This is a genomic window from Streptomyces spiroverticillatus, assembly GCA_014650415.1.
Lineage (GTDB): Bacteria > Actinomycetota > Actinomycetes > Streptomycetales > Streptomycetaceae > Streptomyces > Streptomyces spiroverticillatus.
This window is the reverse complement of the sequence record BMUX01000004.1, coordinates 372932-398316: the sequence shown is the minus strand read 5'-3', so window position 1 is coordinate 398316 and position 25385 is coordinate 372932. Positions and strand designations below refer to the sequence as shown.

General features: G+C 69.5%; 18 protein-coding genes. 13 read left to right on the top strand and 5 right to left on the bottom strand.

The genetic code is table 11. From position 1 onward, the window contains the following. The first annotated feature begins 48 nt into the window (after positions 1-48). The 9 genes from IE269_RS13230 (at position 49) to IE269_RS13190 (ending at position 12731) form a co-directional block, all read left to right on the top strand. Positions 49-996 carry a carbohydrate ABC transporter permease gene (locus IE269_RS13230; RefSeq protein WP_189823074.1) on the top strand — a complete coding sequence of 316 codons (948 nt, stop codon included), beginning with the start codon at positions 49-51 and terminating at the stop codon, positions 994-996. After that, on the top strand, positions 996-1874 hold the full coding sequence (locus tag IE269_RS13225) for a carbohydrate ABC transporter permease (RefSeq protein WP_189823073.1): 879 nt from the start codon (positions 996-998) through the stop codon (positions 1872-1874). The genes IE269_RS13230 and IE269_RS13225 overlap by 1 nt, the downstream gene beginning before the upstream one ends. Positions 1875-2105: 231 nt before the next feature. After that, complete coding sequence (locus IE269_RS13220) at positions 2106-3341, top strand: ROK family transcriptional regulator (protein WP_189823322.1); 1236 nt, start codon at positions 2106-2108, stop codon at positions 3339-3341. Between the two features lie 121 nt (positions 3342-3462). Continuing rightward, positions 3463-4545: a sugar ABC transporter substrate-binding protein gene (locus IE269_RS13215; RefSeq protein ID WP_189823072.1), complete on the top strand. Its 1083-nt coding sequence runs from the start codon at positions 3463-3465 to the stop codon at positions 4543-4545. Positions 4546-5164: 619 nt separating this feature from the next. Further along, entirely contained in the window at positions 5165-5944 is a 780-nt protein-coding gene (locus IE269_RS13210; RefSeq protein ID WP_189823071.1) for an ATP-binding cassette domain-containing protein, read from the top strand. Next, positions 5941-7281, top strand: coding sequence for a sugar ABC transporter permease (locus IE269_RS13205; RefSeq protein ID WP_438817546.1), 1341 nt, complete (start codon positions 5941-5943; stop codon positions 7279-7281). Before IE269_RS13210 ends, IE269_RS13205 begins: the two co-directional genes overlap by 4 nt. A gap of 254 nt (positions 7282-7535) precedes the next feature. Beyond that, positions 7536-9458, top strand: a complete 1923-nt coding sequence (gene dxs, locus IE269_RS13200; protein ID WP_189823070.1) for a 1-deoxy-D-xylulose-5-phosphate synthase — start codon at positions 7536-7538, stop codon at positions 9456-9458. Between the two features lie 294 nt (positions 9459-9752). Beyond that, positions 9753-11198, top strand: coding sequence for an amino acid permease (locus IE269_RS13195; RefSeq protein ID WP_229897664.1), 1446 nt, complete (start codon positions 9753-9755; stop codon positions 11196-11198). 114 nt (positions 11199-11312) lie between these two features. Beyond that, positions 11313-12731 carry a glycosyltransferase family 39 protein gene (locus IE269_RS13190; protein ID WP_189823068.1) on the top strand — a complete coding sequence of 473 codons (1419 nt, stop codon included), beginning with the start codon at positions 11313-11315 and terminating at the stop codon, positions 12729-12731. 36 nt (positions 12732-12767) lie between these two features. On the opposite strand, the gene IE269_RS13185 is transcribed toward IE269_RS13190, so the two are convergent. Further along, on the bottom strand, positions 12768-13172 hold the full coding sequence (locus IE269_RS13185) for an NYN domain-containing protein (RefSeq protein ID WP_189823067.1): 405 nt from the start codon (positions 13170-13172) through the stop codon (positions 12768-12770). A gap of 124 nt (positions 13173-13296) precedes the next feature. Between IE269_RS13185 and IE269_RS13180 the strand changes: the two genes are divergently transcribed. Further along, on the top strand, positions 13297-14505 hold the full coding sequence (locus IE269_RS13180) for a PLL family lectin (RefSeq protein ID WP_189823066.1): 1209 nt from the start codon (positions 13297-13299) through the stop codon (positions 14503-14505). Positions 14506-14521: 16 nt separating this feature from the next. Here the strand turns inward: IE269_RS13180 and IE269_RS13175 are convergent, their stop codons facing one another. From IE269_RS13175 to galE, 4 genes are read right to left on the bottom strand one after another with little or no spacing between them, the layout of a single operon-like run. Then, positions 14522-15568, bottom strand: coding sequence for an LCP family protein (locus IE269_RS13175; protein ID WP_189823065.1), 1047 nt, complete (start codon positions 15566-15568; stop codon positions 14522-14524). Beyond that, positions 15568-16287, bottom strand: coding sequence for an Ig-like domain-containing protein (locus tag IE269_RS13170; RefSeq protein ID WP_189823064.1), 720 nt, complete (start codon positions 16285-16287; stop codon positions 15568-15570). The genes IE269_RS13175 and IE269_RS13170 overlap by 1 nt, the downstream gene beginning before the upstream one ends. Beyond that, positions 16284-17078, bottom strand: a complete 795-nt coding sequence (locus tag IE269_RS13165) for a rhamnogalacturonan acetylesterase (protein WP_189823063.1) — start codon at positions 17076-17078, stop codon at positions 16284-16286. The genes IE269_RS13170 and IE269_RS13165 overlap by 4 nt, the downstream gene beginning before the upstream one ends. After that, the gene (galE, locus tag IE269_RS13160) at positions 17075-18067 is read right to left on the bottom strand and encodes a UDP-glucose 4-epimerase GalE (protein ID WP_189823062.1); all 993 of its coding nucleotides are present in this window, start codon (positions 18065-18067) and stop codon (positions 17075-17077) included. Before galE ends, IE269_RS13165 begins: the two co-directional genes overlap by 4 nt. Positions 18068-18337: 270 nt before the next feature. On the opposite strand from galE, the gene IE269_RS13155 reads away from it, so the two are divergent. From IE269_RS13155 to IE269_RS13145, 3 genes are read left to right on the top strand one after another with little or no spacing between them, the layout of a single operon-like run. Then, positions 18338-19363 (top strand): CDP-alcohol phosphatidyltransferase family protein, encoded by a 1026-nt coding sequence (locus IE269_RS13155; protein WP_189823061.1) that lies wholly within the window; start codon positions 18338-18340, stop codon positions 19361-19363. Next, positions 19360-23856 carry a bifunctional glycosyltransferase/CDP-glycerol:glycerophosphate glycerophosphotransferase gene (locus IE269_RS13150; RefSeq protein ID WP_189823060.1) on the top strand — a complete coding sequence of 1499 codons (4497 nt, stop codon included), beginning with the start codon at positions 19360-19362 and terminating at the stop codon, positions 23854-23856. The genes IE269_RS13155 and IE269_RS13150 overlap by 4 nt, the downstream gene beginning before the upstream one ends. A gap of 4 nt (positions 23857-23860) precedes the next feature. Then, positions 23861-25375 (top strand): phosphodiester glycosidase family protein, encoded by a 1515-nt coding sequence (locus IE269_RS13145; protein ID WP_189823059.1) that lies wholly within the window; start codon positions 23861-23863, stop codon positions 25373-25375. Positions 25376-25385: the final 10 nt, after the last annotated feature.

The window sequence follows — 25385 nt, the reverse complement described above, 5'->3', positions numbered from 1 at the left end:
CGTTCACCTTCGCACCTCCTCTCCTCGCTCCCTCTCCCAGGAGAAACCGTGTCACTCAAGGCCCCTCCGTCCCCCGCCGAGACCGGCGGGGGACGGGGCGGGCGCGCCCCCAGGCCGGTGAGCCGCCGCAGCGGACTGGCCAGGCTCGGCCCGCTGCCCTGGATAGCGCCCGTCATCCTGCTGATCCTCTTCGTGGTCGTCTGGCCCGTCGTCGAGCTGGTCCGCACCTCGTTCCTCAACATCTCCATCTCCGGCAAGAACCGCGGCAGCGCCGGGACGGACAAGTACAAGAAGCTCTTCGAGGAGACCGACCTCGGGGCCGTCCTGATCTGGACGGTCATCTGGACGGTCGTCGTCGTGGCCCTCACGATGCTGATCTCGCTGGCCCTCGCCCAGCTGTTCAACCAGAAGTTCCCGGGCCGCACGATCACCCGCTGGGCGCTCATCGCGCCGTGGGCCGCATCCGTGCTGATGACGGCCATCGGCTTCAAGTGGATGCTCAACCAGACCGCAGGCGTGCTCAACACGCTGATGATGGACCTCGGGTTCATCGACGGGCCGCAGGACTGGCTGGGCAAATCCTCCACCGCCTGGCCGTGGATGATGGCGGTCGCGATCTTCGTCTCGCTGCCGTTCACGACGTACACCCTGCTGGCGGGACTCCAGACCATCCCGGGCGAGGTCTACGAAGCCTCGCGCATCGACGGCGCGGGCACCTGGCAGACGTACCGGCACATCACGCTGCCGATGCTCCGCCCGGCGTTCCTCATCGGCGTGGTCATCAACCTGATCAACGTCTTCAACTCCTTCCCGATCATCTGGGCCATGACCCAGGGCGGCCCGGGCTACGACACGTCCACCTCGATGGTGTTCATGTACAAGCTGAAGGAGACCGACATCGGTGAGTCGGCGGCCATGTCGGTCGTCAACTTCGCCCTGGTCGTGGTGCTCGTACTGATCTTCCTGAAGGTCAGCCGCTGGAACGAGGAGGACTGATGGCCACCGCTGCGGCCGCCCGGCCGAAGACGACGGGCCCGTCGGTGAAGCCCCCGAAGCGCACCTTCCGGCCGCGCACGCTGGTCATCGCAGTGGTGGCCTGGGGCCTGGCCGCGCTCTTCCTCGCCCCGTACCTCGAAATGATCATTACGGCGCTGCGTCCGAAGTCGGAGCTGCGCGACCGCACCTATCTGCCCAGCAGCTTCGAGTGGTCGAACTTCATCGAGGTCTGGAAGCAGTCGGAGCTGGGGCAGAACCTCCAGGTCACCCTGCTGGTCGCGGGCGGCGCCACGCTGCTCGTGCTGCTGGTGGCGCTTCCTGCCGCGTACTACACGGCGCGGATGAAGTTCCGCGGGCGGAAGATCTTCCTGCTGCTCGTGCTGGTCACCCAGATGTTCCAGCCGACCGCGCTGCTGATCGGTCTGTACCGCGAGTTCTACCAGCTCGGCATGCTCAACTCGGTCTGGACGCTGATCATCACCAACGCGGCCTTCAACCTGGCCTTCGCGGTGTGGATCCTGACCGCCTACATCGGCTCCATCCCGGCGGAGCTGGAGGAGGCGGCGATGGTGGACGGCACCAGCCGCTTCGGCGCGATGATCAAGGTCACGCTGCCGCTGGCGCTGCCCGGCGTGGTGACCGCGCTCATCTTCACGTTCATCACGACGTGGAACGAGTTCGCGATGGGCCTGACCCTGACCACCGACCCGGCCAGCCAGCCGCTGACGGTGGGCATCAACAACTTCATCGGCGCGTACACGGTGCAGTGGAACTACCTCTTCGCCGCGTCCGTCGTCGCGATCGTCCCGGTGATCATCCTGTTCGCGTTCATCGAACGGCACGTGGTGTCCGGCCTGACCGCCGGTTCGGTGAAGTAGCCACTTTTCGTACGGTTTTCCACGCGTCCCGCACGAAACGAAGCGCCCGTCGACCCCGTCGGCGGGCGCTTCGGCGCGTTCTCGCCCCTCTTCGGTCCAGGCCTTGACGGGAGCGGGTGGGGAAGACTCTGCTTAGGGTTCACATGTTGGAAGAACGGCGGGGCCCCACTGGCGTGGCCCCGGAGCGGGCGGCCGTCGCGCCGCCCGACAGGATCGGGAGTGGATGAGTCGATGGAGACTCCGGGGTCGCAGACGTCTCTGCACCGGGCCAATCTGGAGCGGGTCGTGCGCGCGGTGCGCATGGCGGGCTCGCTGACCCAGGCCGAGATCGCGAGAAGCACCGGGCTCTCCGCCGCCACGGTCTCCAACATCGTGCGCGAGCTGAAGGACGGCGGAACGGTCGAGGTCACGCCCACCTCGGCGGGCGGCCGCCGGGCCCGCAGCGTCTCCCTCAGCGGCGACGCGGGCGTCGTCATCGGCGTCGACTTCGGCCACACCCACCTGCGGGTGGCCGTCGGCAACCTGGCCCACCAGGTGCTCGCCGAGGAGTCCGAGCCGCTGGACGTCGACGCCTCGGCCGCCCAGGGCTTCGACCGCGCCGAACAGTTGGTCAAGCGCCTCATCGAGGCCACCGGAATCAGCCAGGACAAGGTCATCGGCGTCGGCCTCGGTGTGCCCGGGCCCATCGACGTGGAATCCGGCCGCCTCGGCTCCACCGCGATCCTGCCGGGCTGGCAGGGCATCAACCCGAGCGAGGAGCTCTCCGGCCGCCTCGGCGTTCCGGTGTACGTCGACAACGACGCGAACCTCGGGGCGCTCGGCGAGCTCGTCTGGGGCGCCGGACGCGGCGTGCGCGACCTGGCGTACATCAAGGTCGCCAGCGGCGTCGGCGCCGGCCTGGTGATAGACGGCCGCGTCTACCGGGGGCCCGGCGGCACCGCGGGGGAGATCGGGCACATCACGCTCGACGAGTCGGGCCCCGTGTGCCGCTGCGGCAACCGCGGCTGCCTGGAGACCTTCACCGCGGCCCGGTACGTCCTGCCGCTGCTGATGCCCTCGCACGGCCCCGACCTGACCATGGAGCGGGTCGTGCAGCTCGCCCGCGAGGGCGACCCGGGGTGCCGCCGGGTGATCGCCGACGTCGGCCGCCACATCGGCAGCGGCGTCGCCCACCTCTGCAACCTCCTCAACCCCAGCCGGGTCGTCCTCGGCGGCGACCTCGCGGACTCCGGCGAGCTGGTGCTCGGGCCGATCCGCGACTCCGTCTCGCGGTACGCGATCCCCAGCGCGGCACGGCACTTGAGCGTGCTGCCGGGTGCGCTGGGCGGGCGGGCCGAGGTACTGGGCGCGCTGGCACTCGTACTGAGTGAAATGGGTGATTCGACCCTGTTGCAGACGGGATCGGACACGGCGCAAGCGGTCAACTCGCTTGGTACAGACCAACGTTCGGCGCCTGCCTTCACTTAGATAACGAGTGGCACCGTTGTCATCTCGTTAAGGGTTTACTCCTTGACGGCTATGGCGGCACGCGAGTTGACTTCCAGACACCTCGGCCGCAACGACGCGGCCTCGTCAGGGAGGTTGGACTGTGAAGACCCATCTGCGTCGTGCCGCTATAGCCGTCACCGCTGCGGCCGTGATGACCGTGTCCCTCGCCGCGTGCGGCGAAGCGGGCGCGGGCAAGGAAGAGAAGAAGGACGACAAGACGATCGGCCTGCTCCTGCCGGAGAGCAAGACGACCCGTTACGAGTCCTTCGACTACCCGCTGATCAAGGCCAAGATCACGGAGCTGTGCTCCGACTGCAAGGTCAACTACAAGAACGCGTCCGAGACCGTCGCGACCCAGAAGCAGCAGTTCGACGACCTCGTCGACTCCGGCGTCAAGGTCATCATCCTGGACGCCGTCGACTCCGCCGCCACCAAGGCGTGGGTCGAGGAGGCCGACAAGAAGGGCGTCAAGGTCGTCGCGTACGACCGTCTCGCCCAGGGCCCGGTCTCCGCGTACGTGTCCTTCGACAACGAGAAGATCGGCCAGCTCCAGGGCCAGGGCATTCTCGACGCGCTCGGCGACAAGGCCAAGGACGGCCGCGTCGTCATGATCAACGGCAAGGAGTCGGACCCCAACGCCGGGCTGTTCAAGAAGGGCGCGCACTCCGTCCTCGACAGCAAGGTCAAGAAGGTCGTCTACGAGCAGACGGGCGAGTGGGACCCGAAGATCGCGGGCGAGAAGATGGGCACCGCCATCACCTCGCTGGGCAAGGACGGCTTCGACGCCGTCTACTCCGCCAACGACGGCATGGCGGGCGGCATCGTCGCGGCGCTCCAGTCGGCGGGCGTCAAGGGCATCCCGGTCGGCGGCCAGGACGCGGAGCTCGCGGGCATCCAGCGGATCCTCGCCGGCACCCAGGCCTTCACCATCTACAAGCCGTACAAGCCGGAGGCGGACAAGACCGCAGAGGTCGCGGTGAAGCTGCTGAAGGGCGAGAAGCTCGCGCTGGCCGGCACGATCGACAGCCCCAGCACCAAGGGCATCCCGGCGGAGCTGATCCAGGCCACGGTCATCACCAAGGCCAACATCAAGGACACGGTCGTCAAGGACCAGCTCTACAAGACCGCCGAGATCTGCAAGGCGGAGTTCGCGAAGGCCTGCACCGCCGCGGGCATCCAGTAGCAGCCGAGTAGGCGCGGCCCGGGGGCACTTCGCCCTCGGGGCGGGCCGGTTCGGTGGGTCGGGTCGGGTTCGTGGCCGGGGTTCGTGGCCGGCGCTCGTGCTCCGGGGCGGCATTCCGGGCCGGGGGTCCGGCTGCTTCCGGTCGCGTCCGTGCCCGGACCCTTGGCACGGCGGCTCCGGAGCGCGACGCTTCGGGCCGTACGGCTTCGGGAGTGCGGCCTCGGCCGGTGCGGACCGGGGGTGCGCGGGTCGCGGCCGCGCAACTCGTCTCCGTACGGCAGCAGTTCGTACGGAACCGGGCCGTGCGGCCGCACTCGTCCGACCGCACCCGTTCGACCGCACCCGTCCGAACCGCCTCGGCCCGCCCAGCACCTGTCCGTACGGCTTCGGCCCGTACAAGCACCCGCCCGTACGGCTTCGGCCCGTACAGCCCCGGGCGTCGTCGTGCCGGGGTCGGGTACGGGGTCCCGGTCGTCGTCCGCCCGTCGGACGCGGACCGGGACCCCGTACCCGACCGCCGCGCGTCCGCCCCCCACCCACACGCCCCATCCCGTCGCATGCGAAACCCGCTGCGGCGGCCCGCCGCCGCACCTGCCGGCGGACGAAGGAGATGGTTCACATGTCCGCTGCGCCCGTCCTCGCGCTACGCGGAGTCTCCAAGCGGTTCGGAGCCGTGCAGGCCCTGACCGACGTCGACCTGGAGGTTCACGCCGGCCAAGTCGTCGCCCTGGTCGGCGACAACGGTGCCGGAAAGTCCACCCTGGTCAAGACGATCGCCGGGGTGCACCCCATCGACGAGGGCAGCATCGAGTGGGACGGCAAGCCCGTCTCCATCGCGCGCCCGCACGACGCCCAGGGCCTCGGCGTCGCCACCGTGTACCAGGACCTCGCGCTCTGCGACAACCTCGACGTCGTCGCCAACCTCTTCCTCGGCCGCGAGCTCGGCCGGGCCAAGGTGCTCGACGAGGTCGCTATGGAGAAGCGCGCCAAGGAACTCCTGGACACCCTGTCCATCCGTATTCCGAGCGTCCGGATCCCGATCGCCTCGCTCTCCGGCGGTCAGCGCCAGGTCGTCGCCATCGCCCGCGCGCTCGTCGGCGAGCCCAAGCTGGTCATCCTCGACGAGCCGACCGCCGCCCTCGGCGTCGAGCAGACCGCCCAGGTCCTCGACCTGGTCGAGCGGCTGCGCGAGCGCGGCCTCGCCGTCCTGCTGATCAGCCACAACATGGCCGACGTCAAGGCCGTGGCCGACGAGGTCGCGGTGCTGCGCCTGGGCCGCAACAACGGTGTCTTCAAGGTCAAGGACACCACCAACGAAGAGATCATCGCCGCCATCACCGGAGCCACGGACAACGCCGTGACCCGTCGCAAGGCGCGAGGCGCGGAGGCAGTGAAGTGAGTGACACCGTGAACACCCCGCCCCAGCCCCAGAAGCCCTCCGACTCGCAGGAGTCCACGAAGGACCAGAAGCACGCCCCCGTGGACGCCGACCCGGACGCAGCGGCCGGGGCGATTCCCGCGATCGACCCCCGGCTGCTCGTGCGCGAGCAGGGCTTCGCCGGATACCTCACCGAGTTCAAGCGCAAGATCAAGGGCGGTGAACTCGGCTCGATACCGGTCGTCACCGGCCTCATCGTGATCTGGGCGATCTTCCAGATCAGCTCGGGCCGCTTCCTGGACCCGTCCAACCTGAGCAACATCGCCCAGTACATCGTCGGCCCCGGCCTCATCGCCACCGGCATCGTCTTCGTGCTGCTGCTCGGCGAGATCGACCTCTCGGTCGGCTCGGTGGCCGGTCTCACCGCCGCCGCCAGCTCCGTACTGGCCATCAAGCAGGACATGAACGAGGGCCTCGCGGTCCTCATCGGCCTGGTCGGCGCCGCCGCCATCGGTGCCCTGCACGGCTTCTTCTTCGCCCGGATCGGCGTCCCGGCCTTCGTGGTCACCCTCGCCGGCTTCCTCGGCTGGAGCGGCCTCCAGTTGTTCGTCCTCGGGAACACCCTGAGCCTGAACAACATCTCCGGCGGCATCATCTACCACCTGAACAACTACTACTTCAGCGACGTCGCCGCCGCGTACGGCCTGGCCGCCGTCGCGGTCGCCGGGTACGCCTGGTCGCAGTGGAACGAGCACCGCCGCCGCAAGGCCGCGGACCTGCCGCACCGGCCGATGAGCGAGCTGGCGCTGCGCACCGGGGTCGTCGCGGTCCTGGTCTTCGTCGCCGCGTACGTCCTCAACCAGGAGGACGGCCTGCCGCTCGGCCTGACCGTCTTCGTCGCAGTGATCGTCCTCGCCAGCTTCGTGCTGCGCCGCACCAATTACGGCCGTCAGGTCTTCGCGGTCGGCGGCGGCGTCGAGGCCGCGCGCCGGGCCGGCATCAACGTCGTCTGGATCCGGATCTCCGTCTTCACCATCTCCGGCTTCCTGGGCGGACTCGGCGGCCTCTTCATCGCCTCCCAGTCCGGCGTCGCCGACTCCAACCTCGGCGGCGGCGACACCCTGATGCTCGCCATCGCGGCGGCCGTCATCGGCGGCACCAGCCTCTTCGGCGGCCGGGGCACCCCCTGGTCGGCGCTGCTCGGCATCCTCGTCATCCAGTCGATCATGACCGGCCTGTACATGGAGGGCTCCTCCAGCAAGGCGGTCCAGTCGATGATCACGGGTGCGGTGCTGCTGGCGGCGGTCGTGCTGGACTCCGTGTCCAGGAGGAGCCAGAAGGCGGCGGGGCGTGCCTAGCGCCCGGTGAAGGGCGTGCTGAGCGTCACTCCTGGGTGAGCGGATTCCCCGGAACCGAACGCCCCGCATAGCAGTCAAACCCCTACGTGCCCGGCACCGACACCCAGGTGCCGGGCACGTTTGTGCAACTCATGACCCGTACGGGTGATGCAGCTCGCACAACCCGCCGATCGTCGCCGCGCGCGGAACATTAGACTCGGCAGATCGGCACGAACGTCCAAAGCTCAAGCCAGTTCAACCGCAAGGAGGCACGGGTGGCCCTGCTGACCCGCATCAAGGGACCGCGCGACCTGGATCGGCTGTCCCCGGAGCAGCTCGACCAGCTGGCCGCGGAGATCCGGACCTTCCTCGTGGACGAGGTGTCCAAGACCGGCGGCCACCTGGGCCCGAACCTGGGCGTGGTCGAGCTGACCATCGCGCTGCACCGGGTCTTCGAGTCGCCCAAGGACAAGGTCCTCTGGGACACCGGCCACCAGAGCTACGTGCACAAGCTGCTCACCGGCCGCCAGGACTTCACCCGGCTGAAGATGAAGGGCGGCCTCTCCGGCTACCCGGCGCGCGCCGAGTCCGAGCACGACGTCATCGAGAACAGCCACGCCTCCACCGTCCTCGGCTGGGCCGACGGCCTGGCCAAGGCGAACGAGGTGCTTGGCAAGGACGACGCCGTCGTCGCCGTCATCGGTGACGGCGCCCTCACCGGCGGCATGGCCTGGGAAGCGCTGAACAACATCGCCGTCGCCAAGGACCGCCCGCTGGTCATCGTCGTCAACGACAACGAGCGCTCGTACGCGCCGACCATCGGTGGCCTCGCCAACCACCTGGCCACCCTGCGCACCACCGACGGCTACGAGCGCTTCCTGGCCCGCGGCAAGGAGTTCCTGGAGCGCACCCCGGTCGTCGGCAAGCCGCTCTACGAGACGCTGCACGGCGCGAAGAAGGGCCTCAAGGACTTCATCGCCCCGCAGGGCATGTTCGAGGACCTCGGCATCAAGTACGTCGGCCCGATCGACGGACACGACATCGAGGCCCTGGAGTCCGCCCTCCAGCGCGCCAAGCGCTTCGGCGGCCCGGTCATCGTGCACTGCCTCACCGAGAAGGGCCGCGGCTACCAGCCCGCCCTCGCCGACGAGGCCGACCGCTTCCACGCCGTCGGCAAGATCCACCCGGACACGGGTCTGCCGATCGCCTCCTCGGGCGTCGACTGGACCTCGGTCTTCGGCGAGGAGATGGTCAAGCTCGGCAAGGAGCGCAAGGACATCGTCGCGATCACCGCGGCCATGCTCCAGCCGGTCGGTCTGGACAAGTTCGCCAAGGCGTTCCCGAACCGCGTGTACGACGTGGGCATCGCCGAGCAGCACGGCGCCGTCTCCGCGGCGGGTCTCGCCACCGGAGGCCTGCACCCCGTCTTCGCCGTCTACGCCACATTCCTCAATCGTGCCTTCGACCAGGTCCTCATGGACGTGGCCCTCCACAAGTGCGGTGTGACGTTCGTACTGGACCGGGCCGGGGTCACCGGCACCGACGGCGCCTCGCACAACGGCATGTGGGACATGTCGATCCTCCAGGTCGTCCCGAACCTGCGGATCGCCGCCCCGCGCGACGCCGACCAGGTCCGCGCCCAGCTGCGCGAGGCCGTCCAGGTCGAGGACGCGCCCACCGTCGTCCGCTTCTCCAAGGGTGCGGTCGGCCCGGCGGTCAAGGCCGTCGCCAAGGTCGGCGGCATGGACGTGCTGCGCAAGCCCGCCGCCGACGTGGACCGTCCGGACGTCCTCCTGGTCTCGGTCGGCGCACTCGCCCCCATGTGCCTGGAGATCGCCGACCTCCTGGAGGCCCAGGGCATCTCCTCCACCGTCGTCGACCCGCGCTGGGTCAAGCCGGTCGACGAGGCGATGGCGCCGCTGGCCGAACAGCACCGGGTCGTCGTCACCGTCGAGGACAACTCCCGTGCCGGAGGCGTCGGTTCCGCCATCGCGCAGGCGCTGCGCGACGCGGACGTGGATGTTCCGCTGCGTGACTTCGGCATTCCGCCGGTCTTCCTGGACCACGCCTCCCGCAAGGAGGTGCTGGCCGAGATCGGGCTGACCGCACCGGACATCGCCCGCCAGGTCACCGGCCTGGTCGCGAAGATCGACGGGCGGCTGGAGCGCACGGTGGCGGCGGAGGCCGTACGCGACTGATGGCGCGCTGACGCAGTCTGTGTCCGGGCCGGAGGGAAACCTCCGGCCCGGACTTTTTCGTACATTCGCCCCATCGGGTGAAAAGCCGTTCGCACGGTCGCGGACCCGCACGAATGATCACGATGATTGCGGTGACCCTCCACCCAGAGGTGGGGACAGCCGATCGGCGGAGGTGCTGCGGTGAGCACGGAACACCAAGGATCATCAGGGGACAGCAGGCAGGGCGGCGCCGCCAGGCAGGACAGCGTCGGCAGGCAGCAGGGAGTCTTCCGGACGAAGACGGTCGAGCAGTCCATCCGCGACACCGAGGAACCGGAGCACGCGCTCAAGAAGTCCCTCTCCGCCCTCGACCTCACGGTCTTCGGCGTCGGCGTCATCATCGGCACCGGCATCTTCGTCCTCACCGGCAAGATCGCGAAGGAGACGGCCGGCCCCTCGGTCGCCCTGGCCTTCGTGGTCGCCGGCGTGGTCTGCGGACTGGCCGCCCTCTGTTACGCCGAGTTCGCCTCGACCGTGCCGGTCGCGGGATCGGCGTACACCTTCTCCTACGCGTCCCTCGGCGAGCTGCCCGCCTGGATCATCGGCTGGGACCTCGTCCTGGAACTGGCGCTCGGCTGTGCGGTGGTGGCGGTCGGCTGGTCCGGCTACATGCGCTCACTGCTGGACACGGCGGGCATCAACCTGCCGGACTTCCTCTCCGGCACCCACGACGGCAAATTCGGCTTCGACCTGCTGGCCTGCATCCTGGTGCTCGTCATCACCGCGATCCTGGTCGCCGGAATGAAGCTCTCCTCCCGCGTGACCAGCGTCATCGTCGGCATCAAGGTCACCGTCGTCCTGCTGGTCATCATCGTCGGCGCCTTCTTCATCACCGGTGCCAACTACAAGCCCTTCGTTCCCCCCACCGTGGAGACGGAAGGCGGCAGCGGCCTCACCGCCCCGCTCGTCCAGCTCCTCTTCGGCTTCACCCCGACCAGCTTCGGCGTGATGGGCATCTTCACGGCGGCGGCCGTCGTCTTCTTCGCCTTCATCGGCTTCGACATCGTCGCCACCGCCGCCGAGGAGACCAAGCTCCCGCAGCGCGACGTACCGCGCGGCATCCTCGGCTCCCTGATCATCTGCACACTGCTCTACGTGGCGGTGTCGGTGGTCGTCACCGGCATGCAGAAATACAGCGACCTCTCCACGGACGCCCCGCTCGCCGACGCCTTCAAATCCGTCGGGCACCCCTTCTGGGCGGGCCTGATCAGCTTCGGCGCGGCCGTCGGCCTGACCTCCGTCTGCATGATCCTGCTCCTCGGCCAGTCCCGGGTCTTCTTCGCGATGAGCCGCGACGGCCTCCTCCCGAAGACCTTCTCGCAGGTCCACCCGCGCTTCGGCACCCCGTACCGCTCCACCATCCTGCTGGGTGCCCTGGTCGCGGTCGTCGCGGGCTTCACCTCCATCGATGAACTCGCCGAGCTGGTCAACATCGGCACCCTCTTCGCCTTCGTCGTGGTCGCCGTCGGCGTCGTCATCCTCCGCCGCAAGCGCCCCGACCTGCCCCGCTCCTTCAAGACCCCGCTGGTCCCGCTGATCCCGGCCTTGTCGGTCCTGGCCTCGCTGTGGCTGATGCTGAACCTGCCGGCGGAGACGTGGCTGCGGTTCGGGGTGTGGATGCTGATCGGGGTGGCGGTGTACTTCGTGTACGGCAGGCGGAACAGCAAGCTGGGCAAGTCGACGGCCGCCGCGCCGAAGTAACCTCCCGCGCGCCCCGAGGGCGGGTCCGCGGTCCCACGGGGCCGCGGACCCGCCCCTCTTCTTTCCCCGCGCCCCCGAAGGGGCCCCGCATCCCGCGCCGGATAACTTGGCCCCATGCTCGTCGAGCCCGCGCCCCCGACCCCGTACCCCTACTGGCGACGGCTCCTGCCCGGGCTGCTGCTCCTCGCCGCGCTCACCCGCCTCCCCTCCTTCCTCCACCCCCTCTGGAACCCGGACGAGGGCTTCCTCGCCGTCCAGGCACGCCAGCTTGCAGCAGGCGGGGTCCTGTACGACACCGTCGTCGACCGCAAGCCGCCCCTCGTCCCCTGGCTGTACGAAGCCGCCCTCGGCCTCTTCGGCGACCGCTCCCTCGTTCCGCTCAAGGTCCTCGCGGTCCTGGCCCTCTTCGCCACCGCCGCCCTCCTCGCCTCGCTGGCCCGCCGCAGGTGGGGCGACCTCTCCGGGGCGGTGGCGGGGACGGGCTTCCTGCTGATCTCCGCCGGGCTGCACCCCGAGGACACCCAGGCCGCTTCCTTCGGCCTCTTCGCCCTGCCCTTGACCGCCCTCGCCATGTGGTGCGCCGACCGCCGTCTCTGGGCCTGGGCGGGGGCGGCCGCCGCCGGTGCCTTCCTGGCCAAGCAGACCGGCGGGGCGGTGCTCCTCCCGGCGCTGTGGCTCGCCTGGAGCGCGTCGAGACGGGCGCAGGCCCTGACCCGTACCGTCGCGGGCTTCGTCGTCCCCGTCGCCGCCGTGGCCCTCCTCACCGGCCCCTCCCGCTTCCTCTTCTGGGTGGTCACGGGTTCCGGTTCGTACGCGGACCTGACCGGCTCGGGGCTGTACGCGCTCGGCCGGGGGCTCGGCAACGCGGGCATCCTGGCCGCCGCCTGTCTGGGCCTGCTGGTTCCGCTCGTACGACGGTGGAGGGCACCCAGTGCGGACCTCTGGCTGTGGCTCGCGGCCTCCGCCGTGGCCGTCATGACCGGATTCCACTTCTTCGGCCACTACTACCTCCAGCTGATGCCGCCGCTCGCCCTGCTCGGCACGGCCGCCCTGCACGCCCTGCCCCGCCGCTGGACCACCGGCGCGCTCACCGCCCTCGCCTGCACCTGCGCACTCTTCCTGACCTGGGGCTTCCTCGCCCCGCGCCCCGAACTCGCGCACGCCCAGCGCCTCGCCGACGCCATCCGCGCCCGTACGTCCGCCACCGACCCCGTCCTGATCTGGGGCATGCACCCCGAGACGTACTGGCTGGCCGACCGCACCCCCGCCAGCCGCTACCTGACCGCCGGCCTCCTCACGAACTTCAGCGGCGGCCGCACCGGCACCCGGGTGGGGGAGCGGTACGGAGTCGAGGGCAGCTGGCCGGTCTTCCGGGCCGAAATCGCCCGGACGCGCCCGCCCCTGATCGTCGACGACTCCCGGGGCAAGCCGTACGCCCCGGACCGGATGCCGACGCTGCGGCGCATCCTGGAGGAGGGGTACGAGCGGGTGGCGACGGTGGACGGGGCGGTCCTGTACGCACGCGCACGCTGATCTCGGGCACGCTCAGCCCCGTACTCAACCCCGCACTCAACCTCGTACGGTACGAGGCCCCACGCACTCCGCGCCGTACGCCTCGACCCGGCGGCGCAGCTCGCGGTCGGCGGTGACGACGACGCAGTCCCGTTCGGCGGGCTCGCGGGCGGCGACGACCTCGACGATGCGGTCGTCCCCACTGCCGGAAGCGGCGACGACCCGTACGCCGGGCACGGACTCCACCCGCTTGGCCGCGCCCTCGACGACGAGCACCACTTCGACCGGCCCCGGCCGCCCGGCGACTCCCTCCTCGGCGTACACCGGCAGCCGGTCCCGCAGCCGCTCGGCGGCCCCGTGCCGGTCCTTCCACCAGCCGTCCGGCACGGATCCCACGACGTTCGCCGCGTCGACGACGAGCAGGGGCAGCGGGGCGGGAGGCACGGGAGGCACGGACGTCATGGGGCCAGCGTCCCACGGAGGCCACTGTCGGACCCGCCACCTATCCTTGGCTCGAATACATGAACGTTTCACATGCGCGATTCCCACACACGATCGGATATGCGCGGAAGGCAGGGCGGCGGCAATGGGGCTGGGGAGTACGGAGGGCACCGGGAGACCGGCGTCCGGCCCGGTGGCGGGCCGCAGCTGGATGGTGCGCGGCAAGGACGGACGCCTCAGTGCGTACGGAGTGGCCGACGGCGCCCTGCTGCGCTGGACCGAGACCCGCCCGGGCGGACCGGACTGGAAGGGCCCGGAGGTCTTTCCGGCGCTGGAGCTGACCGGCCTGACGATCGCGCAGGGCACGGACGGCTTCGTGCACGTCGTGGGCCGCAGGCAGCGCAAGGACACCGAGGCGGAGTACCTGCACGCGACGCAGTACCAGTCGGGCCGCCCGCTGGGCGCCTGGTCCTCGCTGGGTACGCGTACGTACCCGGACCCGGCACGGGTGGCGCGCATGGGCGCCCCGACGGTGGCCGTGGACGGTTCGGGCGCGGTCCACGTCTTCGTACGCAACGGCTACGGCGGGGTGCTGCTGCGCCGCCAGGCGGCCAACGGCAAGTGGGAGGAGTGGAAGGACCTGCGCGGCGTCGGCTGCGGACAGCCCCTGACGGCGACGACCACGGACGCGGGCCTGATCGAACTGCTGGCGACGACCAACCAGGGCCACACCACCCGCTGGACCCAACCGGACCGGGGCGCGCCCTTCTCCCCGCCGGCCCCCCTCCCCTTCGACGCCTCGGAGGGCACGGTCACGGGCCTGGAGACGACCGAGAACGAGCTGACCTACTACGGCCAGGTCCCCCTGACCGAGCCCACGGACGACGCCCCGCCGACGGACGGCACTCCGCCGTCGGACGGCACCCTGCCGACGGACGGCCCCCCGGCACCGGCCCCCACCACAATCGCGACCCTCTGCGCCCACCGAACGGGCCCGGACCCGGACCCGGACCCGGACCCGGACCACCCCCTCACCCCCCTGCGCGGCACCGAACCGACCCCGCACACCCCCCTTGCGGCCCTCCGCGCCCCGATAGACGGCCACGACTGCACGATCCTGGCCCACCGCACCACCACCGGCCGCCCGGCCCTGGCAGCATGCCGCACATTGGCCGAGCCGGAGGGCCTGTGGTGGTCCCTGACGGGCCCGGAGTGCCTGGGCCCGCCCGCCCTGGCCCTCGACGCGACGAACCGGGTCGTGATGGCAGTCATCGCCACGGACGGCACCCTGCACGTCGCGCGCCAGCGCACGGACGAAAAGGGCCTGTCGCTGGCGGCGTGGGTGCGGGTCTGACCCTCCCGGACGCGGCCTACCCGCCCGCGGGCGACTTCTTCGCCGAGGCGGGAACGGCCCGTCCGGCCCGGAGCGCGTCCCACAACTCCCCGGCCTGCGGCTCGGCGGCGACGACACGATTCGGGTCGGCCTTGTCGTAGGCGACCGGAAGCATGACCGTCTCCATCGTCCCGGCATCCAGTCCCCGCAGGCTCTTCGCGAACCCGGCGAGACCGGTCAGCGAACCGATGCCGGAGTCGGTCGTCAGCGCCTTCGTGGCGGCGTCGGCCACCTTGAACAGCTTCGTCGGGCTGCCCAGCACGTCCTGCCGCTCGACCTCCGCCAGCAGCGCCAGGATGAACTTCTGCTGCAGCCCGATCCGCCCCAGGTCACTCCCGTCACCGATCCCGTGCCGCGTCCGAACGAAGGCCAGCGACTGCGTCCCGTCCAGCCGGTGCGTCCCCGCCGCCAGCTTCAGACCGCTCTGCTTGTCGTCGATGGCCCGCTCGGTGGTCACGGTGACCCCGCCCAGCGCGTCCACCAGCTCCTTGAACCCCGCGAAGTCGATCTCGACGTAGTGATCCATCCGGATCCCCGACATCGCCTCCACGGTCTTCACCACACACGCCGGCCCCCCGGCCGTGTACACGGAGTTGAACATCACCCGCTGCGCCGAAGGCAGTTCCCCACCACCGCTCTTCGCACACGCGGGCCGACTGACCAGGGTGTCCCGCGGAATGCTCACCGCGGTCGCCCGCTTCCGCCCCTCGGGAATGTGCACCACCATCGCGGTGTCCGACCGCGCGGTCCCACCGGTGTCCCCACCGGCCAGCCCCTTGTTGCCCCCACTGCGCGAATCCGACCCGAGCACCAGCAGATTCTGCGCCCCCCGCGCATCCTTCCCGGGCCGGTCGCCCCCGAGGGCGGCATCGATGTCGACGTTGCTGAGATTCCCGTCGAGCCGCGAGTACGCCCAGTACCCGACCCCACCACCGACGACAACAACACCGGCGAGGACCCAGCACAGGGCGCGACGTATGCGTTGGCCGCGGGTGCGCTGCTTCTTCGTGATCGAACGGGCCATCAGGCGAGCACCCCCGGAACCGAGTGGAGGTCCCCGACGAAGAGCGTGACCTGTCCGCGCACCGTGCTGCCGTTTCCGGTCCGCAGGCTGTACGGGATCTTGTCGTAGCCCCGGTAGCCGTGGTCCGGTGCGTACACGACGGAGTCGTCCGTCGCGATGGTGACCAGGCCGTGGCCGGCGCTCCCCACGCCTACGAGACGTACGCCCTGGGGCAGCCCGTCGGTGAGGTGACCGACGGACACGGTGGTACCGGGCGGTACGACCAGCTTCCGCCCTTGAGGGGGCAGCGCGGTGACGCGGTAGCGCTCCTGGACGATCGAGTGGGTGCTGTGCGTCAGGTTCACGCCGGGGGAGTCGATGAGGCCCGCCCGGAGCGCCGGAGCCAGCACGGCATCACCGGGAGCGTCGTGTATCCGCAGTCGGAAGGTCGCAGTCGTGCTCTCACCCGGCCCTGCCGAGAGGGCATACCGGTCTTGGGACGCAAGGAGTTTGAGCCCGCCGTCGTCCATCACATCGGCGACACGGACGAATGAGTCGGTCATCAGGTAGCCGAAATAGCGGTGCCCCTCACCCTCGGTGGTCAGGCTGAGCTCGAACTCGACGGTGCTTCCTGGAGCGAGAGGGCCCGGGGCGGAGCAGTCGGAGGTGAGAGTGACGTGTGCAGCGAGGGGGGCCGAACCGGGCCTGATCGCACTGGCACGAGTGATCAAGTGGTTCACAGCGTGCTCCGCATTCTCTTGGTACGAGATTTCACCAGGGCCGCGTGGGTATCGTCATCGACCCAACCCAGCTCCTTGGGGTCGAACTGTCGATTCGGGTCCAGCCCGGTCACCCACTGACTGGGCAGGATCCGTTCCTTGGCGAGCGCGCGGGCTATGAACCGTGCGCAGGTCAGGGCACCTGGGGGGCGCAGGTGCGTGATGTCGTCAATGCCTTCCGGGTAGTTGGGGTGCTCGTCCGGACCCAGGTGGAGGAAATACTCCTTGGACACGTCGGGACCGAGCTGACGCCACCAGGCGAGGCTGCGCTCGTACATGTCGATGACAGGGGTGGACGTCTCGGCGCCCAATTCCCGTGTCGCCATGACGTAGTCGCCGATGGCATGGCGGAGGTTCCCATGAGTGTCGAAAGTACGGCGCTCATGTGGAGTGACGAGTACGGGATGGGCGTGGCGCTCGCGTGCGGTGTCAATGAACTGCCGCAGGTAGTCCTGGAAGGTGCCGAACGGCTCGGAATTCAAGTATTCCTCCGGCTTGCAGTCGTTCAAGCCGAAGGAGAGGAGAAGGAAGTCGTTAGGTGCGATTTCTTCCCGTATCCAGTTGAGTCGACCACGTTCGATGAACGTACGGGTACTGGCACCTGCACGGGCGCAGTTGACCACCTCGACATCAGGAGTGAGGAAGAGGGGGAGGACCTGACCCCAGCCCAGCATGGGTATTCGGCTGATCTCGCGAGTGGTGGCGCTGGAACCCCCTGCTATGAACAAACGGGTGGCCGGGGGCCTGCTCATGAAGCACTCCGTGCATCGGTGGGGCGGTGGTGCCGCCAGCCGGCCCAGGCGGACGTGATCATCGCGGCGGTGTCGTGGCGCGCGGTCCAGCCGAGCTCGTCGGCGATCCGGCCGGCGGCGGCGACCACCCGGGCCGGGTCCCCGGCGCGGCGGGGTTCGATGCGGGGCTCGATGCCGTCGTGGCCGGTCAGCGAGACGATGTCGCCGATCATGCGGCGTACCGAAGTTCCTTCGCCGCGACCGATGTTGTACGTCAGGTCGCAGCGCTCCGGGCGCTCCGCCAGGGACTGGGCCACGACCCGGTGGGCGTCGGCGAGGTCCTCGACATGGACGAAGTCACGGATGCAGGTGCCGTCCGGGGTCGGGTAGTCGTCGCCGAAGACGGCCGGGGGCGCACCGGCGTCGAGCTTCTCGAAGACCATGGGGACCAGGTTGAAGACGCCGGTGTCCGCCAGCTCGGGGACGGCGGCCCCCGCGACGTTGAAGTACCGCAGGCAGGCGGTGGACATGCCGGTCGCAGCCCCTGCCGCACGGACCAGCCACTCACCGGCGAGCTTGGTCTCGCCGTACGGATTGATCGGCGCGCACGGGGTGTCCTCGGTCACCACGTCCAGGTCCGGCATTCCGTACACGGCGGCGGACGAGGAGAACAGGAAGCTGCGCACACCGGCCTCGGCGGCGGCCTCCAGCAGCACGGTCAGTCCGTGGACGTTCTCGCGGTAGTAGTGCAGGGGGAGGGCCACGGATTCGGCCACCTGCTTCTTGGCGGCGAGGTGCACGATGCCGGTGATGCGGTGCTCGCGCAGCGTGCGGTCGAGCAGTTCGCGGTCCAGCGTGGAGCCGATGACGACAGGCGTTCCGGCGGGAATGCGTCGGACGTCGCCCGTGGAAAGGTCGTCGAGTACGACGACTTTCTCGCCGGAATTGGTCAGGGCACGTACGACGTGGGAGCCGATGTACCCGGCCCCACCTGTGATCAAAAAGGACATGTCGACCATCGTAGGGTGCCCCGTGTTCACATGTGCACAAGGGGGAGAATTGAAGGACCTTGGCCGTGCTTATCGGGACTTTCGTCCCTGGCACTCGGGACAAAGGTTGATGATCAACAACGAAGGGCGCTGGTAAATTCTTACGGCGCTCTTATTTCCTGCCTCCATGGGCGCGCTTCTGAGTAAATAGCCCGATGGTGCCCCCGGAATGTCCAGGCCCTTCTTTTCCGGGCGTTCATGCGGCGGGGGAGAATCGGTGAACACCAATCCATGAGAAGGCTTTCGCAGAAAGCGATTCAGGACCTCACTTGCAAGAAGCGTGACGCCTGGTGGACGGTCGCGCTCGTCGACCCCGTGGCCACACGCCTGGTGCGGACCGTGGCCTTCTGGAAGTGGGTCACTCCCAACCGGGTCACCTGGGCCTCGCTCTTCGTCGGGCTCGGAGCCGCCTATTGCTTCAGCCGCGCGGACTGGAACTGGCTGGCGCTCGGTGCGCTGCTCTACCACGTGAGCTTCATTCTCGACTGCGTCGACGGCAAACTGGCGCGCCTCACGGGCAATGGCACCGTGTTCGGAGCATGGCTCGACTACGTCTTCGACCGCATCAGGGTCATGCTCTGCGCGATCGCCCTGATGGGTGGTCAGTACTGGCGCACAGGGAACGAGATCTACCTCCTCGGCGCCTTGGCCGTCGTCTTCCTGGACATGCTGCGATACGTCGATTCCCTCCAGATCTACAAGATGCGCATTTCGATGCGCCGCAAGATCGAGAACCTGATGGAGGAGCGCAAGGGGGCGGACGGGGAAGGCGCCGAAGTGGTCTTCATCGAAGACCTCCTGCGTGAGAACCCCGGCCTGAACGTCGCCTGCATGAAGGAGAAGACGGGCGAAGTCGTCGACCTGCACGCACAGTTCAGGAGCCGTTTCCCCTGGTACGCGCGAGTGCGCACCGCCCTGGTGAGCCGCCGGATCCGCCCGCACCTCGTGAGCGGCATCGAATTCCAGATGGCCGTCTTCATCGTGGGCCCGCTGCTCGGGCAGATCGTGGCGACCACGGCCGCCGCCGGGCTGCTGCTGGGCCTGTTCGAGCTGGCCATCATGTACAAGTTCTGGCTCTCCACACGCGACTTCACCCGCGTCGTCGAAGGACTCTCGACGGAGGGCACGTCGACCGGAATCCCGGCGACCGCCTTCCGGGGACGCCACCGCGGCGCTTCCTCCGGTGGACGGGACTGGGTCGGAGCCCGGCTCGACATCGCCAACAGTACGAACGCCATGGAAAGGGTCGGCGCGTGAACCCGCGAAACGACGGTCTCAACAACCTGATCACGGTGGTCATCGCCGCCCACAACGCCGCACCGACCGTGGGGCGGGCCCTGAAGTCGATCCTCCACCAGACCCATGAAGCCCTCGACGTCGTGGTCGTCGACGACGCGTCGACGGACAGCACCCTCGCGGTGGCGCAGGGCTTCGCGGCCGGTGACTCCCGGGTGCGCGTCCTCGCACGCCCCCACAACAGCGGAGGATGCGGCGCCCCGCGCAACGACGGCGTCGCCGCCGCCCGCGGCGACTACGTGATGTTCGTGGACGCCGACGACGAACTCCCGCACCAGGCCTGCGCGCTGCTGCTGGAGGCCGCCTCGGCGAACGGCGGGGACATCATCGCCGGCCGTGTGCTCAGGGTCAACAGGGACACCGGGGAGAGCAAGACATGGGCCCCGGACGTGTACGTGATGGACCGCAACGTGTCCTCGCTGCCCGCACACCCTCAGCTGCTCAACGACCCTGTGGCGGCGGGCAAGCTGTACCGTACGGCCTTCCTCAAGCAGCACGGGATCAAGTTCCCTGAAGGCGTCTTCTACGAGGACACCTGGTTCTCGACCGTGGCCGGCTGCCTGGCGGACGGCATCACCCTCACGACGGGGACCGTCTACCGCTGGATGTGGGAGCAGGAAGGAACGTCCATCACCGGTCGCACCGGTGAACTGCGCAACATCCAGGACCGGGTCGCGGTGCACCGCGCCACCGACCGCTTCCTGCTCGACCACGGCCACAGCGCGCTCAAGGCCCGCAAGGACGCCAAGTTCCTCGCCCACGACCTGCGCCTCTACATGGGAGCGCTCGCGGAGGGCGACGCCGCGTACCGGACCGGCTTCGCGGAGACGGTGGCCCCGTACCTCGGCGGGATTAGCGACGAGGCGTACGACCTGTGCGGCCCCCTCGACAGGGTGCGGGCCTTCTTCCTGCTGTACGGCGAAACGGAGGCCGCGCTGACGACGCTGGACTACGCCCAGCGGCGCAGTGTGCTCTCCTCGCACCTCGTCCAGGAGGACGGAAGGGTGTACTGGTCCGGGGACCACCTGCACCTGCCCGCCGCCCGCCGTCGCCTCGACGTCACCGAACTCGGCCTGGACAAGGCCGACATGAACCGCACCCCCCTCTTCGGCCGTCTGCTGTCCTGGACCCTCGCCGGAACGGAGCTGACCTTCGAGGGCGAACTGGTCAACCGGTTCGGCCGGATCTCCGCCGGCGACCGGCTGAGTCTTCGTACCGCAGTGCGCAACCGTCGCACCAAGGAAGACGACTTCGCCCCGGCCCGCATCCTCTCGGTCGACTCACGCCACATCCGCTTCCGCAGCACGGTCGACCTCGCGGAAGCACTCGGGGACGCCACCACCGGAGCAGTGTGGAACCTGGGTGTCCGGGTCGACTGGAACGGACAGCGCTGCCGGTCCGCACTGCTCGTACGCGACACGGACCTCACGCCGCTGCGCCTCACCACCGGCGGCGTGGAGGTGGAGGGCTACCGCACCGTCAGCGGCAACCTCGCGCTGCGCACGGCGGACGCCCGGAGCGCGGGCGACTTCGAGATCTCGCAGCGGGACCCGTCCGCCCCCTGGATGTGGTGGCAGGGCCGGCAAGCCGCCCCCATGGGCCTGCCGCGGGAAACGTACGACCTGGCGGTCGTCGTCCCCTGCTACAACGTCGAGCAGTACCTGGACGACTGCCTGGGCTCCATCGCGGCCCAGCGGGACTTCGACCGCGTACAGGTGGTCCTCGTCGACGACGGTGCCACCGACGCCACACCCGGCATGCTCGACGCCTTCGCGGCCCGGTACGCCAACACCACCGTCCTCCACCAGCGCAACGGCGGTCTGGGCAACGCCCGCAACAACGGACTCGCGCTGGTGCGGGCGCCCTTCGTCACGTTCCTCGACTCGGACGACATCCTGGGCCCGGACGCGCTCTCCCGCATGGTCCACACGGCCCGCCGGGACGGTTCCGACGTGGTCATCGGCGACCTGGTGAACTTCCCGGCCCGTCCTTACGGCCCGTGGAAGCAGTACTTCGGGGCGGGGGACCGGATCATCGAGGACCTGTCCGAAACCCCGGATCTCGCCTTCAGCGGCTCGGCCTGCAACAAGCTCTTCAGCACCGGCCTGCTGCGCCGTCTGGGTCTCGCCTTCGGAGAAGGCGTGCACTTCGAGGACGCCTGGGTCACGCTTCCGGCGCTGCTTCGTGCCCGTCGCGTCAGCATCCTGGACACCCCGGTGTACTACTACCGGGGGCGGCCCGACGGCTCCTCCATCATGGACTCGCTCTGGAGCAATCCCGCCAACTACCGGGACCACCTCCGGCTCAACCTCTTCCTGCTCGACGTCGCCGCGGCCGAGGCTCCCGAAGTCCGCAGGGTGTTCCAGCGATACGCCGTCCGCACCTACAAGGGCTTCCTCGGCAACATGAGGAACGTCATGAGCCGTGAAAACGTCCGGCAGATCTTCCCGGACATGCACCGGCACTACCGGGGCATCCCCGACGACGTCATTCTGGAATACGCGACCACCCCGGCACAGCAGCTCGACCACTACGCGCTCAAGAGCGGCAACTTCGAACTGTTCTGGGACCCGGAGCGCGTGACCGGCGGCGTCCGTCCACGCGTCCTGATCGACAACGACGGCTTCTACCGCTCGTTCGGCCGACGCGGCGACGACTGCCGGGTCGCCCGGATCGCCGATCCGACGGTCGTCGTCGAGTCCATCACCGAGCGGGACGGCTCCCTGCTCGTCGAAGGTTCGATGAGCTTCCCGGGGATGGACCTCAGCGACTCGATGGAGAACCGACTCGAATTCGTGCACCAGACGAGGGCCGCCAAGGTCGTCGTGCCGCTGCGCCAGGTGCATCGGCGCGACATCGCCAACGCCCGCAACGGACGCGACCGTTGCGCGGGCTGGTACGCGGAGATCTCCCCGGAGGAGATGGCGCGCGGCGGATTCCAGGCCGGCGACTTCCGGCTGCGCGTCCGTCACCTCAACGGCAAGGGGCAGCGCAACGTCGTCATGAAGGCCCGGCTGCCGCTGCACCGCTTCAAGGGGCCCGGCCGCGTCGGTGACCACCGCTACATGGTGACCATCGGCAACCGCGACTCCCTCCACTTCCGCCTCGTGGACACCACCCGGCGGGCCAGGGTGAGCCAGGGACTGTGGAGACTGCGCCGCGAAGTGCGCATTCTCAGCAAGCGGGCGCCGGGCTGGCGCATGCGGTTCGCCTACTGGGCGACCCGCCCGCTGCTGCGCTCCCGCGACATCTGGCTGATCGGCGAACGCAGCAATACGGCCCAGGACAACGCCTCCCACCTCTTCCGTTGGATCAGGACGAACGAGAAGCGGCGCAACGCCTACTACGTGATCGACGGCGACAGCGAGCACTACGGCCGGATCAAGAAGTTCGGTCACGTGCTGAAGCGGGGTTCCTTCCGGCACCGCATGTACCTCCTGCACGCCAAGAAGGTGATCGGCGCCTACGACTCGGAGTCCTACCTGATTCCGCCGAAGTACGGGAAGCTGCTCTACCTGCACCGTTTCGGAGAGCTGATCGACTACCAGCGGATCTTCCTGCAGCACGGCGTCACCTACAACGACGTGTCCGTCGGTGCCGCGCGGCAGCTCACGAGCTACGACATGATCGTGACGAGCGGCCGGCAGGAAACCCAGTACATGGCGCAGGAACTCGCCTACGCCGATCGTGCGCAGCCCACGGGGTTCCCGCGCTTCGACGCGCTCGTCCGTGAACCCCGGCAGCGTCCGCGCATCCTGCTCATGCCCACCTGGAGGCAGTGGCTCGTCACGGCCTCCTACAAGAAGTCCGGGGCGCCGTCGAAGACCGTCTTCACCCAGTCCGAGTACTTCAGCTTCTACCGTTCGCTGCTCACCCACCCCCGCCTCGTGGCGGAACTGGAGAAGCACGGCGTGGACCTGGAGTTCTTCCCCCACTACGAAATCCTTCCCTACCTGCACCACTTCCGCATCGACTCGCCCTCGGTGAAGGTCGCGGATCCGGGTGCACGGGACCTCCAGCAGGCGATGAAGGAATGCTCGTTGATGGTCACGGACTACTCCTCCGTGTTCTTCGACGTGGCCTACATGGGCATTCCCCTGGTCCATGTCCCCTTCGACGAGGAGGACTTCTACGGACGCCACTACCGGCGCGGCTACTTCGACCTCGCCCGCGACGGGTTCGGCCCGGTGGCCCGAACCGTCGAGGCGGCCGTCGACGAGATCATCGCCTCGATCGAGCGCGGCTTCACCGTCGAAAGCCCCTACCAGGAGCGGGTGCAGGACTTCTTCGTCCACCGGGACCAGAACAACTGCGCCCGCACCTACCGGGCGATCGAGCAGTTGGTGTCCCGGGCGCCCGAGCCGGTGGGCGTCGTCCCGCCGCCTCTCAGCCTGGTGCGGGCGGAAGAGGCCATGTCGGCGCCGCTGAGCATCGCCTGGCCCGACGCGGCCTGACCCGGTGGCGGCCAGTCGCAGAGGGTTCCTCGGTGCGGCGCTGGGCGGGGTTCCCGCGCTGGCGCTGCTCCGAGGCGACGGCGCGCGGCGGCCGGGGCGGCTCGGGGACCTGCCGCTCGGGTCTCCCGGCACCCGCACCGAGGTGCGCCGGCACCGCAGGCTCGCGCCCGGTGTCGACTACTGGCGGCTCGCGCACGGGTATGCGGCGGGGCACTGGACGGTCGGAGTACGGACTTCGGGCGAGGTGTCGCCCGACCGGGCGGACGCCGCCGAGCTCAGGGCGGCGCTGGACCGGCGGGGGTTCGACTCGTACGTCAAGGATCTCTGCGTGCCCGCGACGCAGGACGCACCGGGCGGTGTCGTGGGCCACGCGGTGCAATCGGGACGGCTGGACCGGAAGGCCGACGCCCAGGCACTGCGCCGACGACTGACCGCGGCGGGATTCCGCGCGCTGCTCACCCACACCGATGCGCTGGGCGGACCGAGCGAGGGGCCGTGGGACATCCACGTCCTGCACCTTGCCCGCGACAGCGGCCTGTCGGTACGCCCCGTGCCGGGACTTCGGGCCCCGGAGCCGGAGACGGTCCGTGCCACGGCGGAACGGACCTCGGCGACGGCCGCCGTGAACGGCATGTTCTTCCGACCGATGACGGGTCCCGGGGCGAGAGGCGTCGAACCGCGCGGTCTGTACGTGTCGGACCACCGGCTCCTGCACGACGCACCCGTGGGGGGCACGGCTCTGGTACGGGCGGGAGGACACCGGGCATACGAGGTCACCGAGCTCCGCACCCGGACAACGGTGACCGCACCCTCCGGTGCCCAGCACCCCGTCAGCGGTGTCAACAGCAGTCCGGGCCGGGGAGGCGATTTGACGCTTCTGACCCCCGGACCGGGCGGGAGACCCCTCGGCGGCGACGGCCCGAACGGCATCTCGGTCGGCCTCGGCCCGCAGGGGCAGGTGCTCTCCCGGCACCACGGCCCGGCCCCTCGGATTCCGGAAGGCGGTGCGCTGCTGCGGGGCTCCGGCGGCGCCGCGCAGTGGCTCGTCGACCACGCACGGCCCGGGCGGGATCTCACCGTCGCCACCAGCCTGCTGGACACCCGCGCAGGAACAGTCCGTTCAGGGATTCAGTGGGCGGTCGGCGGACGGCCTGCTCTCGTACGGAGCGGTGAGGTGTACCTGAATCCGGCGGCGAACGGACTGGCCCCTGCCGGAGGCCCCGTCCCCGTGCCCGTGTTGCTGCGCCGGGAGCCGCGGACCGCTGTCGGAATCACCCAGGACGGTGGTCTGCTCATCGTGGTGACGGACGGTCGGGCGCCCCGAACCAGTGTGGGTGCGACGCTCCACGAGACGGCCGCCGTCATGCGCGCGCTCGGCGCGGTCGAGGCCGTCAACCTGGACGGGGGCGGATCGTCGACCATGCTCGTCCAGGGGGAGACCGTCAACCGCCCCAGGGCCGAATGGGGCGGGCGCGTGGTCGAGCGCCCGGTGGCCAACGCATTGGTCATCGGCCGCTGAGCAGACCGTC

Excerpts from the sequence above, each read along its gene's own strand:
- IE269_RS13225 (WP_189823073.1), top strand. The coding sequence starts at position 996 with ATGGCCACCGCTGCGGCCGCCCGGCCGAAGACGACGGGCCCGTCGGTG.
- IE269_RS13220 (WP_189823322.1), top strand. The coding sequence starts at position 2,106 with ATGGAGACTCCGGGGTCGCAGACGTCTCTGCACCGGGCCAATCTGGAG.
- IE269_RS13210 (WP_189823071.1), top strand. The coding sequence starts at position 5,165 with ATGTCCGCTGCGCCCGTCCTCGCGCTACGCGGAGTCTCCAAGCGGTTC.
- IE269_RS13190 (WP_189823068.1), top strand. The coding sequence starts at position 11,313 with ATGCTCGTCGAGCCCGCGCCCCCGACCCCGTACCCCTACTGGCGACGG.
- IE269_RS13185 (WP_189823067.1), bottom strand. The coding sequence starts at position 13,172 with ATGACGTCCGTGCCTCCCGTGCCTCCCGCCCCGCTGCCCCTGCTCGTC.
- IE269_RS13180 (WP_189823066.1), top strand. The coding sequence starts at position 13,297 with ATGGGGCTGGGGAGTACGGAGGGCACCGGGAGACCGGCGTCCGGCCCG.
- IE269_RS13175 (WP_189823065.1), bottom strand. The coding sequence starts at position 15,568 with ATGGCCCGTTCGATCACGAAGAAGCAGCGCACCCGCGGCCAACGCATA.
- IE269_RS13165 (WP_189823063.1), bottom strand. The coding sequence starts at position 17,078 with ATGAGCAGGCCCCCGGCCACCCGTTTGTTCATAGCAGGGGGTTCCAGC.
- galE (WP_189823062.1), bottom strand. The coding sequence starts at position 18,067 with ATGTCCTTTTTGATCACAGGTGGGGCCGGGTACATCGGCTCCCACGTC.
- IE269_RS13155 (WP_189823061.1), top strand. The coding sequence starts at position 18,338 with ATGAGAAGGCTTTCGCAGAAAGCGATTCAGGACCTCACTTGCAAGAAG.